Origin of the sequence: Bradyrhizobium sp. Y36, assembly GCF_002531575.1 — a bacterium.
In the GTDB taxonomy this organism is placed as follows: domain Bacteria; phylum Pseudomonadota; class Alphaproteobacteria; order Rhizobiales; family Xanthobacteraceae; genus Bradyrhizobium.
Genome location: NZ_NWTI01000039.1, coordinates 1 through 17,982 on the forward strand (window position 1 = coordinate 1; position 17,982 = coordinate 17,982).

At 65.6% G+C, this 17,982-nt stretch carries 18 protein-coding genes; 13 read left to right on the plus strand and 5 right to left on the minus strand.

From position 1 onward, the window contains the following. Positions 1–24 precede the first annotated feature (24 nt). From CO669_RS34540 to CO669_RS34550, 3 genes are all read left to right on the plus strand, one after another. Positions 25–999, plus strand: coding sequence for a hypothetical protein (locus CO669_RS34540; protein ID WP_097667070.1), 975 nt, complete (start codon positions 25–27; stop codon positions 997–999). A 554-nt stretch (positions 1,000–1,553) separates the two neighbouring features. Beyond that, on the plus strand, positions 1,554–2,159 hold the full coding sequence (locus CO669_RS34545; protein WP_097667040.1) for a L,D-transpeptidase family protein: 606 nt from the start codon (positions 1,554–1,556) through the stop codon (positions 2,157–2,159). An 86-nt stretch (positions 2,160–2,245) separates the two neighbouring features. Continuing rightward, complete coding sequence (locus CO669_RS34550) at positions 2,246–3,283, plus strand: amino acid ABC transporter substrate-binding protein (RefSeq protein WP_097667072.1); 1,038 nt, start codon at positions 2,246–2,248, stop codon at positions 3,281–3,283. A gap of 187 nt (positions 3,284–3,470) precedes the next feature. On the opposite strand, the gene CO669_RS34555 is transcribed toward CO669_RS34550, so the two are convergent. After that, complete coding sequence (locus tag CO669_RS34555) at positions 3,471–4,610, minus strand: acyl-CoA dehydrogenase family protein (protein WP_097667042.1); 1,140 nt, start codon at positions 4,608–4,610, stop codon at positions 3,471–3,473. A gap of 125 nt (positions 4,611–4,735) precedes the next feature. After that, positions 4,736–5,950, minus strand: coding sequence for an acyl-CoA dehydrogenase family protein (locus tag CO669_RS34560; RefSeq protein WP_097667044.1), 1,215 nt, complete (start codon positions 5,948–5,950; stop codon positions 4,736–4,738). A gap of 139 nt (positions 5,951–6,089) precedes the next feature. On the opposite strand from CO669_RS34560, the gene CO669_RS34565 reads away from it, so the two are divergent. Together CO669_RS34565 and CO669_RS34570 are read left to right on the plus strand one after the other, a co-directional pair. Beyond that, positions 6,090–6,635 (plus strand): carboxymuconolactone decarboxylase family protein, encoded by a 546-nt coding sequence (locus CO669_RS34565; RefSeq protein WP_097667046.1) that lies wholly within the window; start codon positions 6,090–6,092, stop codon positions 6,633–6,635. A gap of 110 nt (positions 6,636–6,745) precedes the next feature. After that, positions 6,746–7,237: a VOC family protein gene (locus CO669_RS34570; RefSeq protein ID WP_097667048.1), complete on the plus strand. Its 492-nt coding sequence runs from the start codon at positions 6,746–6,748 to the stop codon at positions 7,235–7,237. A gap of 67 nt (positions 7,238–7,304) precedes the next feature. Here the strand turns inward: CO669_RS34570 and CO669_RS34575 are convergent, their stop codons facing one another. Both CO669_RS34575 and CO669_RS34580 read right to left on the minus strand, forming a co-directional pair. Then, positions 7,305–8,558 (minus strand): MFS transporter, encoded by a 1,254-nt coding sequence (locus CO669_RS34575; RefSeq protein WP_097667050.1) that lies wholly within the window; start codon positions 8,556–8,558, stop codon positions 7,305–7,307. Between the two features lie 141 nt (positions 8,559–8,699). Then, a complete protein-coding gene (locus CO669_RS34580; protein ID WP_097667052.1) occupies positions 8,700–9,947 on the minus strand; it encodes an MFS transporter in 1,248 nt (415 codons plus the stop codon). A 210-nt stretch (positions 9,948–10,157) separates the two neighbouring features. On the opposite strand from CO669_RS34580, the gene CO669_RS34585 reads away from it, so the two are divergent. Beyond that, a complete protein-coding gene (locus CO669_RS34585; protein WP_198964416.1) occupies positions 10,158–12,227 on the plus strand; it encodes a prolyl oligopeptidase family serine peptidase in 2,070 nt (689 codons plus the stop codon). Positions 12,228–12,360: 133 nt separating this feature from the next. Here the strand turns inward: CO669_RS34585 and CO669_RS34590 are convergent, their stop codons facing one another. Then, positions 12,361–13,035, minus strand: a complete 675-nt coding sequence (locus CO669_RS34590) for a DUF938 domain-containing protein (RefSeq protein ID WP_097667056.1) — start codon at positions 13,033–13,035, stop codon at positions 12,361–12,363. 293 nt (positions 13,036–13,328) lie between these two features. Between CO669_RS34590 and soxX the strand changes: the two genes are divergently transcribed. Genes soxX through CO669_RS34625 form a run of 7 tightly spaced genes read left to right on the plus strand, consistent with a single transcriptional unit; the run spans position 13,329 to position 17,892 of the window. Then, on the plus strand, positions 13,329–13,622 hold the full coding sequence (gene soxX, locus CO669_RS34595) for a sulfur oxidation c-type cytochrome SoxX (RefSeq protein ID WP_097667074.1): 294 nt from the start codon (positions 13,329–13,331) through the stop codon (positions 13,620–13,622). 25 nt (positions 13,623–13,647) lie between these two features. Further along, positions 13,648–14,139, plus strand: coding sequence for a thiosulfate oxidation carrier protein SoxY (soxY, locus tag CO669_RS34600; protein ID WP_097667058.1), 492 nt, complete (start codon positions 13,648–13,650; stop codon positions 14,137–14,139). Between the two features lie 13 nt (positions 14,140–14,152). Beyond that, the gene (gene soxZ / locus CO669_RS34605; protein WP_097667060.1) at positions 14,153–14,464 is read left to right on the plus strand and encodes a thiosulfate oxidation carrier complex protein SoxZ; all 312 of its coding nucleotides are present in this window, start codon (positions 14,153–14,155) and stop codon (positions 14,462–14,464) included. Next, a complete protein-coding gene (gene soxA / locus CO669_RS34610; RefSeq protein ID WP_198964417.1) occupies positions 14,464–15,327 on the plus strand; it encodes a sulfur oxidation c-type cytochrome SoxA in 864 nt (287 codons plus the stop codon). The genes soxZ and soxA overlap by 1 nt, the downstream gene beginning before the upstream one ends. After that, positions 15,324–15,629 (plus strand): hypothetical protein, encoded by a 306-nt coding sequence (locus CO669_RS34615; protein ID WP_097667064.1) that lies wholly within the window; start codon positions 15,324–15,326, stop codon positions 15,627–15,629. The genes soxA and CO669_RS34615 overlap by 4 nt, the downstream gene beginning before the upstream one ends. A 56-nt stretch (positions 15,630–15,685) precedes the next feature. After that, positions 15,686–17,437 (plus strand): thiosulfohydrolase SoxB, encoded by a 1,752-nt coding sequence (soxB, locus tag CO669_RS34620; protein WP_097667066.1) that lies wholly within the window; start codon positions 15,686–15,688, stop codon positions 17,435–17,437. Further along, positions 17,434–17,892 (plus strand): DsrE family protein, encoded by a 459-nt coding sequence (locus CO669_RS34625; protein ID WP_097667068.1) that lies wholly within the window; start codon positions 17,434–17,436, stop codon positions 17,890–17,892. Before soxB ends, CO669_RS34625 begins: the two co-directional genes overlap by 4 nt. Positions 17,893–17,982 lie beyond the last annotated feature (90 nt).

Sequence of the window (17,982 nt, forward strand, 5' to 3'; positions counted from 1 at the left end):
GCGCAACGGAATCAGCCGCCCGCGATGGACGACGCGACCACCAGCACCGACATCCGCCTTCGTGAAGGCTCTTCGATCGCGCAGCGGCTGGTGATGTCCGCTTTTGCGGCGGCCGTCGCGCTGTGCTTCACGCCGGGCCTGTTCACGCACGACACGCTGGAGATCGTCATCTCGGTGGTGGCGCTGCTCGTCGGCGCGGGGTTCGTCGTCGGCATCATGCTGGCGCCGGCGGTGGTGTGGATCATCACGGCGAACGAGATCCTGATCGGGCGGCAAAGCCCGTTCGGCAAGCTGCGCACGCGGATCGTCGCGAAGGACGACATCGCGGCGCTGCAGGTTCCCGGCAGCAAGCGGGTGAAGGCCCGCTTTCAACTCGTCTTCACGCTGACTTCAGGGGAGCGCCTGACGTCGCCGCCGATCTCGGACGTCACGCATGTTCATGACACCGTGGCGCGGATCGCCGCGCAGTTCGAGGTTCCCAACGTCGAGGAGCCCGTCAATCCGCTCGATGCCAGCAATCCCGAGATGCATCTCGGCGAGCCGCTCGAGGCGTTTCCGGTCCGGGACATCCGCATCGTCGCGCTGATCGCGATCGCGCTGTCCGCCGTGCCCTATGCCACCAAGCTCTGGCGCGGATGGCCGCCGAGCCATGTCGACATCCTGCTGCTGCCGCTCGGCGCGCTCGCGGCGTTCGCGGTCTATCGCTACGCCAACCTCGTGACCGGAGCGTTCTGGGTGATCCGGCCGAGCGATATCCGGGTCGAACGGCTGTGGGGCGACGGCACCCCGCGCACCGACCATATCGAGGGGCCCGACGTGAAGACGATCACCGTGGACCGTCGCGGCCGCTCCGAGGACGAGCATTGCATCGTCACGATCCGGACGCGTTCGGGGCAAAGGTTTCGCAGCCCGCGGATCGGCTCGCGGGTGGAGGCACGCGCGGTAGGGACCGAGATCGTGCGGCGGCTCGGGATTCCGGCGGAGAGCGACAGGATCTGACTTTGCCAGTTGGGCCGGAATGATTTGGGAGTGAGGGGGACGCGCGCTCGCGCCTCGCGCTCCACCGTCATCGCCCGCTTTGTGCGCACTTGCGCACTGGGGCGGGCGATCCAGTACGCCGCGGCCTTTCCGTATCCCGCGCTGTCTCTGGAATACTGGATCCCCCGCTTTCGCGGGGGATGACACCGAGTGTGCTGTGACACCTCGGGCTCGGTCTGCGCCTCTCCCGCTTGCGGGAGAGGTCGGCGCGTCCGGGCGATGCGAAGCATCGTCCCGCACGCCGGGTGAGGGTTCTCTCGTCTGGGGGGCTCCCTGGAGGAGAAACCCTCTCCCCAGCCCTCTCCCGCAAGCGGGAGAGGGAGCTCACCTCCCGAGCGGCGGCGATCTAGGCTTTTCGCGCCATCCCCCGTTTGTGGCATTGCGCCGGCCCCGTCAAAAAACCATAGGCATTCTCGTGACATATCAGGATGGCGCGCCATCAACTTGCCATGAACTTGCCCCTCAGGTTTGATGCTTCTGAATGATTTGCGCTGTGGCAGCGGGGAGAGCTTCACATGACCGATTTTCGTCGCCTGACCGGGCTGTTCGTGGCGGCCTCCGTCGCAGCCTTGAGCCTCGTTCTGTCCGCCCCGCAAGCCTTCGCCCAGCAGCCGGACCGCGGCGACGAGCCGGGGCTGGTCGCCGATGACGCCTACCAGCTCGAGCCGGAATGGCAGAAGCAGGTGGTCTATTTCCGCACCACCGAGGCGCCGGGCACCATCATCGTCTCGACCGCCGAGCGGCATCTCTATCTGGTGCAGCCGGGCGGGCGCGCGATCCGCTACGGCATCGGCGTCGGCCGCGACGGCTTCCAGTGGCAGGGGCTGGTGACCATCACCAACAAGAAGGAATGGCCGGACTGGACGCCGCCGCCGGAGATGATCCAGCGCCAGCCCTATCTGCCGCGCTTCATGGCCGGCGGCCCCGGCAACCCGCTCGGCGCGCGCGCCATGTATCTGGGCACCACGGTCTACCGCATCCACGGCACCAACCGCCCCGATACGATCGGCACCAAGGTGTCCTCGGGCTGCTTCCGCCTCGTCAACAATGACGTCGCCGATCTCTACGACCGCGTCCCTGTCGGCACCAAGGTCGTGATCCGGCAGAAGCCCGAGCTGTAATTCCATCGTCGGAGCATGATCCGAACGGGTCATGCTCCGCGCCCTCCTCCCCATTCCTTTTTCCCGATTTTCGAGAGAGCAACATGATGCGCACCTTTCGTGGCGGCCTGCTGATCGGGCTCGCCGTCGCCGTGCTGGTCGCCGTTCTGGCCATCATCTATGAATTCTACGACACCCGCACGCTGAAGCGCACCGTGCGCCGCGGCGAGGTGCTGTGCGGCGTCAACAAGGGGCTGCCGGGCTTCTCGTACTCCGAGGACAACAAAAACTGGGCCGGCTTCGACGTCGATTTCTGCCGCGCGGTGGCCGCGGCGATCTTCAACGACCCGGGCAAGGCGAAGTTCATCCCGCTCGATGCCAGCGAGCGCTTCAAGGAATTGCAGAGCCGCAAGGTGGACATCCTCTCGCGCAACTCGACCTGGAGCATGGCGCGCGAGCTCGACTACGATCTCTATTTCCCCGCGGTCGCCTATTACGACGGCGCCGGCTTCATGCTGCCGCGTTCGCGCAACAAGGAGACCTCGCTCGACCTTGATGGCAGCAAGGTCTGCGTACAGGCCGGCACGACCACCGCGCTCAACGTCGCCGACTACTTCAAGGCCAACAACATGAAGTATGACGAGGTGAAGTTCGACAAGCTGGACGAGGTCGTGAAGGCCTACGACACCGGCAAGTGCGACACGTTCTCCGCCGACGTCTCGCAGCTCTATGCGCTCAGGCTGAACCTGACGAAACCCGGCGACCACATGATCCTGCCGGACATGATCTCCAAGGAGCCGCTCGCTCCCGTCGTGCGCCAGCGCGACGACGACTGGATGATGATCGTGAAGTGGACGCTGTATGCGATGATCAATGCCGAGGAACTCGGGGTCACCTCGGAGAACATCGACGAGGCGCTCAAGTCGAAGAAGCCCGAAGTGATGCGCCTCGTCGGCACCGAAGGCAATTACGGCGAGCAGCTCGGCCTCACCAAGGACTGGGCCGTCCGCATCATCCGTCACGTCGGCAATTACGGCGAGATGTACGAACGCAACATCGGCGAGAAGTCCAAGCTGAAGATCCCGCGCGGCATGAACCAGCTGTGGAACGCCGGCGGCGTGCAGTACGCACCACCGATGAGGTAAGCGGCGGTCTGTTCGCCGTCATTGCGAGCTTGGGGCTGGCACCCTCCTCACCCCACAACTGTCATCGCCCGGCTTGACCGGGCGATCCAGTATTCCGCGACGTCAATCGTATACGGAGAAGCTGCGGCGTACTGGATCGCCCGCCTTCGCGGGCGATGACACCGCGTGTGAAGCAAGAAGATGCGCCTCAATACCCCCGCGCCCGCGCCAGCTGCTCGGTGTGGTAGTTGGCGTCGCCGAACAGCTCCTCGCAGACCCTCGCGCGCTTCATGAAGAAGCCGATGTCGAACTGGTCGGTCATGCCCATGCCGCCATGCATCTGCACGCCCTCCTGCACCGCGCGCGTGGCGGTGGTGCCGGCGCGCGCCTTGGCGACGGCGACGCTTGGTGCAGCCTTGGCGACATCCGCGTCCAGCGCCTGCAGCGCCTTCATGGTGGCGGCGCGGGTGATCTCGATGTCGACATAGAGCTCGGCGGCGCGATGCTGCAGCGCCTGGAATTCGCCAATCAGCTTGCCGAATTGCTTGCGGCTCTTCAGATACTCGACGGTGCGGCCAAAGACCTCGTCGCTCAAGCCCACCATTTCGGCAGCGACCGCGCCGCGGCCGATGTCGAGCACGCCATCGAGCAGCGCGGCGCCCTGATCGACCTCGCCGAGCACGCTGTCGGCATCGACCTCCACATTGGCAAGCTCGATCCGCGCTGCATTGTGCGCATCGACCATGATGGTGCGTTCGATCGCGACGCCCTTCGCCTTTGGGTTCACCAGAAACAGCGTCAGGCCGTTACGCTCGCCGGCAGCGCCTGCGGTGCGTGCCGCCACGATCAGCAGGTCGGCGACGTGGCCGTCGACCACCAGCGCCTTGGCACCCGAGAGCTTGAAACCGTTGCCGGCGCGCACCGCCTGCAGGCTGGTCTGCAGCGGGCGATGCTTTGCGCCTTCGTCGATCGCCAGCGTCGCGAGCAGCGAGCCGCTCGCGATCTTCGGCAGATGCTCCGATTTCTGCGCGGCGTTGCCGCCGCGGGCCAGCGCCGAAGCGGCGACCACCGAGGTGGCGAGGAAGGGCGACGGCATCAATGTGCGGCCGATCTCCTCCATCACGACGCCAGCCTCGACATAGCCGAGCCCGCTGCCGCCGAACTCTTCCGGCACCAGCAGGCCGGCAAAGCCCATCTCGGCGAAGGAGTGCCACAGCTCCTTGGAGAAGCCGGTAGGATCCTTCGCATCGCGCAAGTGCCGCAGGTGCGACACCGGCGCCTTGTCGCTGATCAGCCCGCGCGCAGAATCGCGGAGCATCGATTGTTCTTCGGTAAGGACGAGGGCCATGTGTTGAGTCTCTAGGATCGCGTGGAGTGCATATTGTTGCTGTCATTCCGGGGCGATGCGCAGCATCGAACCCGGAATCTCGAGGTTCCGGGTTCGCGCTTCGCGCGCCCCGGAACGACGGGAAGTTACGCCCCCGGCAGATCCAGGATACGCTTGGCGACGATGCCGAGCATCACCTCGGTGGTGCCGCCCTCGATCGAGTTGGCCTTGGTGCGCAGCCAGGCGCGCGGACGGGCGCCCTGCTTGGAGCGCTCGCTCTCCCATTCCAGCGCATCGACGCCGCCGGCGGACATCAGGATCTCGTAGCGGCGCTTGTTGAGCTCGGTGCCGTAATATTTCATCGCCGACGAGAACGCCGGATGCGCCTGGCCCGCCTTGGCGAGATCGACCGCGCGCTCGGCACAGGCCGCGAGCGCGGCCTCGTCGACGTCGAACGTCGCGATCTTCCCGCGCAGCATCGCATCGTCGAGCTTGCCTTGCGCGTCGGTGCCGACGGAGTCCGCTGCGATCTGGCCGAGCGGACGGCCGACCCCGCGCTCACCCATCCCCGAGATCATCGCGCGCTCGTGCTGCAGCAGATATTTGGCGACATCCCAGCCGCGATTGACGGTGCCGACCACATGCGACTTCGGCACGCGGACGCCGTCGAAGAAGGTCTCGCAGAACGGCGAGTAGCCGGAGATCAGGAGGATCGGCTTGGTCGTGACGCCCTTCGAGGTCATGTCGAACAGGATGAAGCTGATGCCGTCGTGCTTCTTGGCAGTGGGATCGGTGCGGACGAGGCAGAAGATCCAGTCGGCGTAATTGGCGTAGGAGGTCCAGATCTTCGAGCCCGTGATGACGAAATCATCGCCGTCGCTCTCGGCGCGGGTCTGCAGCGAAGCGAGATCGGAGCCTGCATTCGGCTCGGAATAGCCCTGGCACCAGCGAATCTCGCCGGCTGCGATCTTCGGCAGATGCTCCTTCTTCTGGGCTTCGTTGCCGTATTTCAGCAGCGCCGGCCCGAGCATCCAGATGCCGAAGCTCGACAGCGGCGGGCGGGCGCCGATTCGTCCCATCTCGGCGCGCAGCACCTTGTGCTCGGCCGGGCTGAGGCCGCCACCGCCATATTCCCTGGGCCAGTCCGGCACGGTCCAGCCCTTGTCGCGCATGCGCTCGAACCAGATGCGCTGCGGCTCGGACGAGAACTTCGCATTGCGTCCGCCCCAGAACACGTCGGCATCCGACGTCGCGGGCTTGCGCATCTCCGGCGGGCAATTGGCCTCCAGCCAGGCGCGCGTCTCGGCGCGGAATGTTTCGAGTTCGGCGGTTTCAGTGTCGCCGGTTTTAGAGTCAGCCATTGGTCGTTTCCATCAATCAAGATCGACTTGTTGGCGGCGACTCTGGGCCAAGCCTCCGCGGAATTCAACCACTTCCACGAGCCTGCATTCCGCTATAGTCGCGGCCAAGACGGTGCTTGAAAACAAAGAGGAAACGAGAATGCGCCTGAAACTTCTTTCGCCTGGCGAAATGAACGAGAGCCAGCGGCAGACCTATGACGAGTCGATCGCAGGCAAGCGCGGCAAGCCGCCGGCGCCGATGATGGCCTGGCTCAACAGCCCCGACATGGCCCGTCACGCCACGCGGCTCGGCGAAGTCCTGCGCTACGACACGATCTTCCCGGCAAAGCTCTCGGAGATCGCGATCCTGGTCACGGCGCGACACTGGACGGCGCATTACGAATGGTATGCGCATAAGCGGCTGGCACTGGCAGGCGGCATGAAGCCCGAGATCATCGACGCCATCCGCGACCGCCGCACGCCCGAATTCGACGATCCCAGGGGGAAGATGATCTACGACCTATCCAAATCGCTGCATGAGGGCCACGGCGTCGAGAAGGGACTCTACGACGAGGCGGTGAAGCTGCTCGGCGAGCGCGGCGTGGTCGAGGTGATCGGGCTGTGCGGCTATTACACGATGGTGTCGATGACGCTGAACACGTTCGAGTTCGAGCTGCCCGAGGGCGAGGTGAAGGAGCTGGTCTAAGTTTCCGATCCGCATGCGCAATTGCGCATCGGGAAACGCTGGGTTTCGGGATCGGCTGTAGCGCCGCCCCGGAGCCGACCCTATGTGGATGGTTTCGAGGGAGCATTCACATGTCGCAGAGTCCCGTTCATGCCGGCACGAGGATCGGCCACGTCCATCTCAAGGTCGCCGATCTCGACCGCGCGCTTGGCTTCTACTGCGGCGTGCTCGGCTTCGAGCTGATGCAGAGGATGGGCTCGGGCGCGGCCTTCATCTCGGCCGGTGGCTATCATCACCACATCGGGCTCAACACCTGGGAGAGCAAGGGCGGCTCGCCGCCGCCGCCCGGCACGACCGGGCTCTATCACACCGCGATCCTCTATCCGACGCGCCCGGCGCTCGCGGACGCGCTGCATCGGGTGCTCACGGCCGGCATCACGCTGGACGGCGCCAGCGACCACGGCGTCAGCGAAGCGCTGTATCTGCGCGACCCCGATCAGAACGGCGTCGAGCTGTATCGCGACCGGCCGAAGGAGCAGTGGCCGTTCGGGCCCGACGGCAAGCTTGCGATGATCACCAAGCGGCTGGACGTCGAGGCGCTGCTGAGGGAGCGGGAAGGGTGATGCCGTAGGGCGGATTAGCGAAGCGTAATCCGCCACGCTTCAGCACATACGGAGGTAAGTTGGCGGATTACGCTTCGCTAATCCGCCCTACGAGAGCTTTGGGCTTCCCCCGCACCATGATCAACGCCGCCGCCACCACCTCCAGCGCGATGCAGAGATAGAACGGCAGCGAATAGCCGCCGGACCAGTCGCGCAAGGCGCCGACAATGCCGGGACCAAATGCATACGTCACCTGGTTGATCGCGGTGTTGAGGCTGATCAGCACGCCGAACGCGGCGCTGTCGAACTCCTGCTGCACGATCAGCGATGGCAGCGTGATGAGATTGCCGACCGAGAAGCCGAACACCGCGCAGGCGGCGATCAGCACGTAGTCGTTGCGCAGGTTGATGACGACGAGAAGCGCGGCGGCCTGGCTGAGGAACGACAGCGCCGAGGCCAGCCGCTGGTTGAGGCGGTCGATCACCAGCGAGAACAGCACCCGGCCGACCACGGCCATCGCGGTCAGCACCGCGACCGCAACAGCGGCCCGCTCGCGGCCGATCACGGGATCGAGGAACGAGATCAGGTGCACGATGAAGCCGACCTGGGCGAACAGCACCAGCGCGAACGCAATGGTCACGGTGAGAAAGCCGACGTCGCGCAGCGCCCAGGCGCGAATCTCCGTCGACGATTGCGGCCTGGCCTTGGCCGCGGCGTGCCAGCCGTGGTGCGCAGGCGGCTGGCCGACGAAAAGCAGGATCACCGGCAGGAGCAGCACCAGCATGGCGCCGGCCGCGGCGTACATCGCGCTGGCGAAGCCGATATGGCCGATCAGCGTCACCAGCAACGGCACGCCGACGATGCCGCCGAAGCTGGCGCCGTTGAGCGCGAGGCTGATCGCCATGCCGCGCTTGCGGTCGAACCACAGGCTGATCGTGTTGGTGATCATCGCAAGGCTGGTGCCGGCCCAGCCGAAGGCGAGCACGGCGTCCGCAAGATAAAGCTGCCAGGGCTCGCGCACGGCGCCGATCGCAACGGCAGCTGCCGCCATCGCCAGCGTGCCGGCGACCAGGCAGAGGCGCGGGCCGTAGGTCCGCACGGCTTCGCCGACGAAGACGACGAGCAGCGCACCGAACAGATAGAAGAAGGTCGTCCCGGCGGAGATCAGCGTGGTCGGCCAGCCCCGCGCGCGCTGCAGCTCGGCGACATAGACGCTCTGGCCGTAGAAGCCGAGCCCCCAGCCGAAGGTCGCGAGCAGGAAGCAGACCGCGACGATGCGCCAGCCTTCGTAGCGCAGCGAGGATTCGTCGGTTGGAGTTGCGTGATGGGGGTTGTCGAGCATTTACGCTTCTCCTTGGCTTCCCCCGCGAGCGCCTGGCTCTACGCTCGCCTGTTGATGACGAGCATCATGTAACAACCGCCCTTCCGAAAATCACTTCGACCGGGATCGAAGTATCAACGCTGCTGACAGCCTCCTGCCAACCTAAACCGCGTCCGGGAACTCGCCCATGGCCGCATCCAGCCGCGCCTTGCGGCGGCGGGCCCAGGACACCAGCGAGAGCACGACGAGACCGAGGATCACCGGTGGGAATACCACGAGGTTCACCGCCGACCAGCCGTAGCTGGCGAGCAGCTGGCCCGAGGAGAACGAGCCGATCGCCATCATGCCGAACACCAGGAAGTCGTTGAAGGCCTGCACCTTGTTGCGCTCCTGCGGACGGTGCGTCTCCAGCACCAGCGCGGAGGCGCCGACGAAGGAGAAGTTCCAGCCGACGCCGAGCACGATCAGCGTCGCCCAGAAATGCATCGCGGTCAGTCCGGAGAGGCCGATGCCGGCGGCACCGGCTTCCAGCAGCAGGCCGGCGGCCACGACCTTCGGCGCGCCGAAGCGGGCGATCAGCGCGCCGGTGAAGAAGCTCGGCCCGTACATCGCGACGATGTGCCATTGAATGCCGAAATTGGAATCGGAGACGGACAGGCCGCACATCTTCATGGCGAGCGGCGCCGAGGTCATCACCAGATTCATCATGGGATAGGAGATGACGCCGCACAGCGCGGCCGCGACGAAGCGCGGCTGCGTCACGATGGTGAACAGCGGCCGGCCGCCATGCAGGTCGGCCGGCGCGGGCTTCGGGATGTCGACGCCGGCGACGATGCCCATCGCGACGAGCGCGACGGCGGCCTGCACCAGGAAGCTGAAGGCGAACAGATAGGGCTGCCAGACATCCATGGTCCATTGCACGAGCTGCGGACCGAGCACGCCGGCGAACACGCCGCCCGCCATCACCCAGGACACCGCCTTGGGCCGATAGGCCGCGCTGGCGCCGTCGGCGGCGGCAAAGCGATAGGACTGCGCCACGGAGCCGTAGAGGCCGCCGAGGAAGGTCGCGACGCAGAACAACGCGAACGAGCCGTGCAGGATCGCGAACGAGCCGAGCAGGCCGGTTAGCGCGCCGAGGCCCGTGCCGATGACGAAGGCCACGCGGCGGCCGAAGCGGCGCGAGATCGCGCCTGTCGGCAGCGTGCCGGCCGCGAGCCCGAGCACGTACATCGACAGCGGAACGGTCGCGAGCGACATGTCGGGCGCGAGCGTCGCGCCGACGATCGAGCCGGTGGCGAAGATCACGGCCGAGTTGGCACCGGTCAGCGCCTGGGCGGCGGCCAGGCGCACCACATTGGCGCGCGCGCGGACGTCGTCGGCGATCTCATGGGTCGAAGTCACGTCAAGCATCGGCTTTTCCGCCCCCAAAGGGATTTCTTGGGGCTCTCGAAGGGCTCTGTTGATTCCCGGCACTATGAAGGGGGGCCGGAGGGCGGGCAACCGGCGCAAACGGGCGCAGGCCATGCCTCTGACGCAATCGGTGCGATGATAGCGGGCCGCGCCCTTGACGGCTTGCGCTCGATCAAATCCTATCCGCTGCGATTCCTGGGAGTCTTGCTCATGTCCGTCGACGACCGGCCCACGCTCAACGCTCCCGACGACGATCCCTTTCTGTGGCTGGAGGAGATCGAGGGCAAGCAGGCGCTCGATTTCGTCGAGCGGCAGAATCAGCTGACGCTGCAGGCGTTCGGCGGCAAGGCCTATGAGCACGACCGCGACGTGCTCGCGGCGATCTACGACCGCCCCGACAACATTCCCTATGTCAGCCGGCGCGGCAGCGACCTGCACAATCTCTGGAAGGATGCCGCCAACCCGCGCGGCCTGTGGCGGCGAACCACGCTGGACGAGTTTCGCAAAGCGGCTCCTGCGTGGGAGACCCTGCTGGATATCGACAAGCTGGCCGCGCGCGAGGGCGAAGACTGGCTGCTCAGCGGGATCGTCACGACGCCCGGAAACTCGCGCGCGATCCTGAGCCTGTCGCGCGGCGGCAGCGACGCCGTGACGTTGCGCGAGTTCGACATGGAGACGAAGAGCTTCGTGGCTGACGGCTTCACGCTGCCGGAGGCGAAGGGCGGCGCCGACTGGCTCGATGCCGATACGCTGCTGCTGTCGAGCGCCCATGGCGATGGCATGGCGACGACATCAGGTTACTCGCGGACCGTCCGGCTGTGGCGGCGCGGCCAGCCGGTGGAACAGGCTGCCGTGCTGTTCGAAGCTCCCGTGAGCGACATGGCGGCGTACGGCCATATCGACCGCATGACGCCAAATCGCACGATCTGGTTCGGCCGGATGCTGGACTTCTTCAACTACAGCGTCGCGATCGGAGACCAGACCGGCCCCATCTCGAAGATAGACCTGCCCACCGCCATCGAGCTGCAGGCGCATGGCGACTGGCTCGCGTTCAAGCCGCGCGCGGACTGGTCCGTGGCGGGACAGACGCACAAGGCGGACACCGTGTTCGGCATCTCGCTTGCGGATTTGCTGGCGGGCGGCCGCGAATTCGCCGTGCTGTTCGAGCCCGCGCCTCGTCGGGCGGTCCAGGGCTTCTTCTGGGCCGCCGGCAAGCTCGTGCTGTCCATCCTCGACGAGCTCAGGCCGCGCTTCGAGATCTGCACGCCGTCCGCCGCCGGCTGGAGCCGCGAGACGCTCCCCGGCCTGCCGCAAATTGGCGTCGTCGACGTCTGGCCGCTCGATCGCCATCCGTCCGAGAGCAACGGCGACCTGCTCGCCAACGTGCAGGATCCGCTGACCCCGCCCTCGCTGCTGTTGCTCCAACGCGGCGTCGCGAGCCCTGTCGTGCTGAAGCAGGCGCCGAAGACGTTCACCGCCGACGGGCTCGTGGTGACGCAGCACGAGGCGATCTCAGTCGACGGCGAGCGCATTCCCTATGTCCAGACCGGCCCCGCCAAGGAGACCGGCGATGCGCCGGTCTATATGAGCGCCTATGGCGGCTTCGCGCTCGCGGTGAAGCCGTATTACAATTCCTCGCTCGGCAAGCTCTGGCTGGAGCGCGGCGGCACGACGGTGCAGGCGAACCTGCGCGGCGGCGGTGAGTTCGGCACGCGCTGGCACGATGCCGGCCGGCTCGCCGGCAAGAAGCTGTCGCATGACGACTTCGCCGCGGTCGCGGTCGATCTCGTGCGGCGCGGCGTGACGCGTGCGAAGCGCATCGCCGCGCAAGGCGGCTCGAACGGCGGCATCCTCATCACCAACATGCTGGTGCGCTATCCCGAGCGCTTCGGCGCGCTGTTCTGCACCATCCCGCTGGTCGACATGCGCCGCTACACAAAACTGCTCGCGGGCGCGAGCTGGATCGCGGAATACGGCGACCCCGACAAGCCCGAGGAGTGGGAGTGGCTGAAGACCTACTCCGCCTATCACAACGTCAAAGCCAGCCAGCCCTATCCGCCGATCCTGATCGCCACCACGCGGCGCGATGATCGCGTCCATCCCGGCCACGCGCGCAAGATGGCGGCCAAGCTGCAGGCGATGGGCTACGAGGCCTGGTTCTACGAGCCGGCCGCCGGCGGTCACGGCTACGGCAAGGACAACAGGGAGCGCGCGGGATTTGAGGTGCTCGGCTTCCGGTTTCTGAAGGAGAAGATCGGGTGGCGGGATGGCGAGGGCTGATAGTCGCGCTCTCGTAACAGCTCCGATCGTATCGCGACGTAAGGCGGCCACCATTCTCTCATTCCCTCCCCCCTTGTGGGGGAGGGAGCGCACCGGCTGCGCGGCGTGCTCCTGGGCTCAAGCCGGCATCAACTCAACCTCGCGAAAACACCAGCGTCAGATTGTTCGCGGGCATGTCGATGGACTCGACGAGGCGGAGGCCCGCGGCCCTCGCGAGCGACTCGACATCGCCGATGTCGCGCACGCCCCATTCCGGATTGCCCTCGCGCAAGGAGGTGTCGAACACCGCATTGCTGAGCGCGATGTGCTTGCCGTCGCGCTTGAAGGGGCCGTAGAGGAACAGCTTGCCGTCGGGGCGCAGATAACGGCCGGCGCCCGTGAACAGGCCCACGGCCACGGCCCAGGGCGCGATGTGGATGACATTGGCGCAGAACACGGCTGCAAGGCTGGTCGGCCCCTGCCCGCTCTTCATCTCCGGACACCAGTCGGGATCGGTGAGATCGATCCGCAGGGGTGAACGGATGTTCGGCAGGCCCGCATGCACGCGCCAGGCCTCGATGCTCCTGAGATGGCGCTGGTTGAGGTCGCTCGGCCACCAGACGAGGCCGGGCGTGTGGCGGGCGAAATGGACCACATGCTGTCCGGTTCCGCTGCCGAGCTCGACCACGTTGCCGGTCAGCCCGGCGAGGCGCTTTTCCAGCGCGGACCAGATCGGCGCGTGATTGCGGTGAAAGGCCGGTGCATCGAGCCGCCCATCCGGCTCGACACGCCCGCCGTCCCTGCCAAATTCGACGACATATTCAGCCAAAGTGAAGTCCCCAGAATATGCAAAACAGAAAAGGAGGCCGTAAGGGACAAACGCCCCTAGAATAATTTGCTAGTACCGGCCGGCCCCTTAGATGAACGAACTATCTCGTCGGTTGTAATGCGGACGATATTAACTCCATTTTGGAGCGTGCATAGTCTTGATTGTCAGGCGATGCCCTTTGTGCTTTTGAACAATTCCGCAAAAGAGATCATCGACATACCGCTCGGGACGAAGCCTTGACCGCCTTTCCTTGCAAGCCTGCTGTTCTGGTGGCGCTGGCCCTCCTCGCCGGCATGGCTGTGGCGCAGGCGCAATCCACTGTCGCCGACGGCCGAAAGCTGGCTTTCGACCGCGGCAAGGGCAATTGCCTGACCTGTCACGTCATCGAGGGCGGCGACCTGCCGGGATCGATCGGTCCGGAGCTGAAGGACCTCAAGGCCAAGTACCCCGATCGCAACGAGCTCACCGCGATCATCTTCGACGAGACCAAGCGTAATCCGCAGACCATGATGCCGCCGTTCGGCCGGAACCGGATTTTGACCGAACAGGAGATCGGCGCGATCGTTGATTTCCTGCAAACCCTGTAATGGCCGGCTGCCCAGGAGACCCCCGATGACCACGACCACCGGCCCCGTTGCGACAAGGCGCCTGATCCTTCAGGGCGCGGCTTCTGTCGCCATGCTGGGCCTCGGCAATCTGCCGTTCGCGGCCACGCCGGCGCGCGCTGCGGCCAACGACAAATATCCGGAAGAGGCCTTCAAGCAGAAGAACGAGGCCGACGCGATCAAGGCGCTCTATGGCAAGACGGCCGAGCCGTCCGACAAGGTCAAGCTGGACGCGCCCGAGATCGCCGAGAACGGCGGCGTCGTGCCGGTCTCGGTGACGACCACGCTCGACAAGGTCACCTCGATCTCGTTCTTCGTCGCCGAGAACCCGTTCGCACTCGCGGCGTCCTACAAGATCGCCGACGGCACGATTCCGGGCGTCGCCAACCGGCTGAAAATGGCCAAGACCAGCAACCTTGTCGCCATCGTCGAGGCTGACGGCAAGCTCTACAGCGCGACCAAGGAAGTGAAGGTCACCGTCGGCGGCTGCGGCGGCTAGGAGGATCGGTCCGATGGCATCAAGCATTCGCGTGCGCGCAACGTCCAACGGCGACATCACCGAGGTGCAGGCGCTGATACAGCACCCCATGGATACCGGCCTCGTCAAGAATCCCGCCGGCGAGCTGATCCCGGCGCACTACATTCAGCAGCTGAAGTTCGAATGTAACGGCAAGGACGTCTTCGTCGCCGATTGGGGCACTGCGGTCTCCAAGGACCCCTATGTCAAATTCAGCTTCAAGGGCGCCAAGAAGGGCGACGACCTCAAGATCTCCTGGACCGACAACAAGGGTGGATCGGACACGACCACCGCGAAGATCGCGTGATGAAGACCCGGTCTGCCCTCCTGCTTGGCTCGCTGAGCGCCGCACTCGTCGCGTTCGCCCTCACCTCCCCGCGCGTGATCGCAGCCGACAAGGTCGATCCCGTCGCCGACGCCAAGGCGTTCAGGAACTTCTTCTTCCAGAAGTTTCCCGACGTGAAGCACGAGGACTTCGTCAACGGTCCGTATTCCATGAACGCGGACATGAAGCGGCAGTGGCAGGAGAAGGAAGAATTCCCGCCTTACGAGTTCGCGCTCGACGCCGGCAAGGAGATGTTCGCCACCCCGTTCAAGAACGGCAAGACCTACGCCGATTGCTTCCCGAACGGCGGCATCGGCATCCGCCAGGACTATCCGCAATTCGACGCGAAGGAAGGCAAGGTCGTCACGCTCGAGCTGGCGCTCAACCGCTGCCGCGAGGCCAATGGCGAGGCGCCCTATTCCTACGTCAAGGACGAAATGGCCTCGCTCACCGCCTACATGGCCTTCACCTCGCGCGGCAAGCTGATGGACATCAAGATCCCCGACGATCCGCGCGCGCTCGCGGCGTTCGAGAACGGCAAGCGCTATTTCTACACGCGGCGCGGCCAGATGAACTTCTCCTGCGCGAGCTGCCATGTGCAGAGCCCCGGCGAGCGCATCCGCGCCGAGATCCTGGCGCCGGCGCTCGGCATTCTGAACGCGATGCCGATCTACCGCTCCGAATGGAGCGGCATGGGCACGATCAGCCGCCGCTTCGTCACCTGCAACAGCCAGACCCGCGCGGTTCCGCTGGAGCCGCAGTCGGACGAATACCGCGACGTCGAATATTTCCTGTCCTACGTCGCCAACGGCCTGCCGATCGCAGGCCCGGGAGCGCGGCCATGAAGCGGTCACTTCCCCTCGCCATGCTGCTCGCGCTCGGCCTTGCGCCATCCGCGCGCGCGGCCAATGAAGCGGACTACAAGGCGGCCTACGCCGCTGCGGAAGCCGCATCGAAGGAGGCTGCCGCCTTGCGCAATCAATGGACCGTCACCGTCTCCACGATGGCTGCCGCCAAGAAGGCGGCGGATGGCGGCGATTTCGACCGCGCCACTGCCGCAGCCCAGGAAGCCGAGGCCCTGGCAAAGGCCTCGATCTTCCAGGCTGCTTCCGAAAAAGAAGCCTGGAAGGCGATGGAAATCCGCTAGACTGGGCCTCAACTGGAACAGTCTTGCGACCGCCTGAGGGCGCGGAGAATTTTGGAATGGCGATCCGCCGCCGCGATTTCCTGAAGAGCGCAGGCCTTGCCGCGGCATCGTTTGGTCTGCCGCGGCTCGCGCGAAGCACCGAGACCGCGAGCATTTACGACCTCGAACGGTTCGGCAATGCGCGGATCCTGCACATCACCGACACGCATGCGCAGCTCAATCCGGTCTATTTCCGCGAGCCCAGCGTCAATATCGGTGTCGGCGAGATGGCCGGACGGCCGCCGCATCTGGTCGGCCGGGCTTTCCTGGAGCGCTTCGGCGTCCGCGCCGACAGCGCCGAGGCCTATGCCTTCACCTGCGTCGAGTTCGAGAAGTCCGCCGGACGCTTCGGCAAGCTCGGCGGCTTTGCCCATCTGAAGACGCTGGTCGACCGCTTGCGCGGCGATGTCGGCGAGAAACGTTCGCTTCTCGTCGACGGCGGCGATCTCTGGCAGGGCACCGGGCTTGCCAATGTCATGCAGGGCCGCGACATGGTCGAGGTCGCCAACCTGCTCGGCATCGAAGCGATGACCGGACATTGGGAATTCACCTATGGCGAGCAGGCGCTGCGCGACAATCTCGAGCGCTTCAAGGGCGAGTTCCTGGCGCAGAACGTGTTCCTGACCGAGGAAGCCGCGTTCAACGACGCGACCGCCTTCGACAAGGCCACGGGGCGCGTGTTCAAGCCGTCGATGATCAAGGAGATCGGCAGCCATCGGGTCGCGATCATCGGCCAGGCCTTTCCTTACGTGCCGATCGCGCATCCCAAGCGGTTCACGCCGGACTGGACTTTCGGCATCCGCGAGGAAGAACTGCAGAAGCATGTCGATGCCTTGCGCGGCACCGACAAGGTCGATGCCGTCATCCTGCTCTCGCACAACGGCATGGACGTCGATCTCAAGCTCGCCAGCCGCGTCACCGGCATCGACGTCATTCTCGGCGGCCATACCCACGACGCCGTGCCGCAGCCGATCCCCGTCAGGAACGCCGGCGGCACCACGCTCGTCACCAATGCCGGCTCCAACGGAAAATTCCTCGCCGTGCTCGATCTCGCGATCGACAAGGGCAAGGTCGGCGACGTTCGCTATCATCTGCTGCCGGTCTATTCCGAGCTGCTGAAGCCGGATCCTGGAATGGCCGAGCTGATCGGCCGGCTGCGCGCGCCGCATGTGACCGACTGGTCGGCGAAGATCGCAACGCCGGACCGCGTGCTCTATCGGCGCGGCAATTTCTCCGGACCGGTCGACGAGCTGATCTGCACGGCGCTCCGCACCGAACTCGATGCCGAGATCGCGCTGTCGCCGGGCTTCCGCTGGGGCGTCTCCGCGCTGCCCGGCCAGGCGCTGACCATGGAGGATCTGCTCGCGGAAACTGCGATCACCTATCCCGAGACCTATGTGCAGGAGATGACGGGAGCCCAGATCAAGGACGTGCTGGAAGACATCTGCGACAATCTCTTCAATGCCGATCCCTACTATCAGCAAGGCGGCGACATGGTGCGCGCCGGCGGGCTCAGCTACACCTGCACGCCGGCGGGCGCGATCGGCAGCCGCATCTCGGAGCTGAAGCTCCACAACGGCAAGGCGCTCGGCGCCAGCCACCGCTACAAGGTCGCGGGCTGGGCTTCGGTCAACGGCCAGCAGGGCGCGCCGGTGTGGGACGTCGTCGGCAGATATCTGCGCTCCGGCCGGATGTTTCAGGAGCGGCTCGGCTCCGGCGTCACGCTGAAGGGCGTCGACGACAATCCAGGCATTGCGGGACAGGGATGAGACGGGCGCAGATCCTGTCCGCGCTGATGCTGGGGCTGCTGGTGTGGGCTGCGGTCGTGCCGGCTTCGGCGCAACAGGTGCCGCTGCAGGACAAGCCGTTCGCGGAGCACAGAATAGTGCTGCAGCTCTCCGACGGCGATGCGAAGAAGCAGGCGCTGGTGCTGAGCGTCGCCAACAATTTGCTGAAGGCCTACGACCCCGACAAGATCGCGATCGAGGTGGTGACGTTCGGCCCCGGCATCGACCTGTTGCTGTCAGGCAGCGAGCGCCGCAAGCAGGTCGAAAGCCTGATCGCGCAGGGCGTGCGCTTCGACGTCTGCCTCAACACGGTGGACACCATCGAACGCGAGACCGGCAAGCGGCCGGAATTCATTCCCGCGGCGACGCCGGTGCAGGTGGGCGTCGCGCAGATCCTGTTCCTGGCGGAGAACGGGTACACGGTGGTGAGGCCTTAGGCACCCTGCAGCATCCCTGTCGTCCCTGCGTTCGCACTAGGTAGTGGACTCAAACCTAGCCCATAGACGGGTGGCGGCGAGCAGAACGGC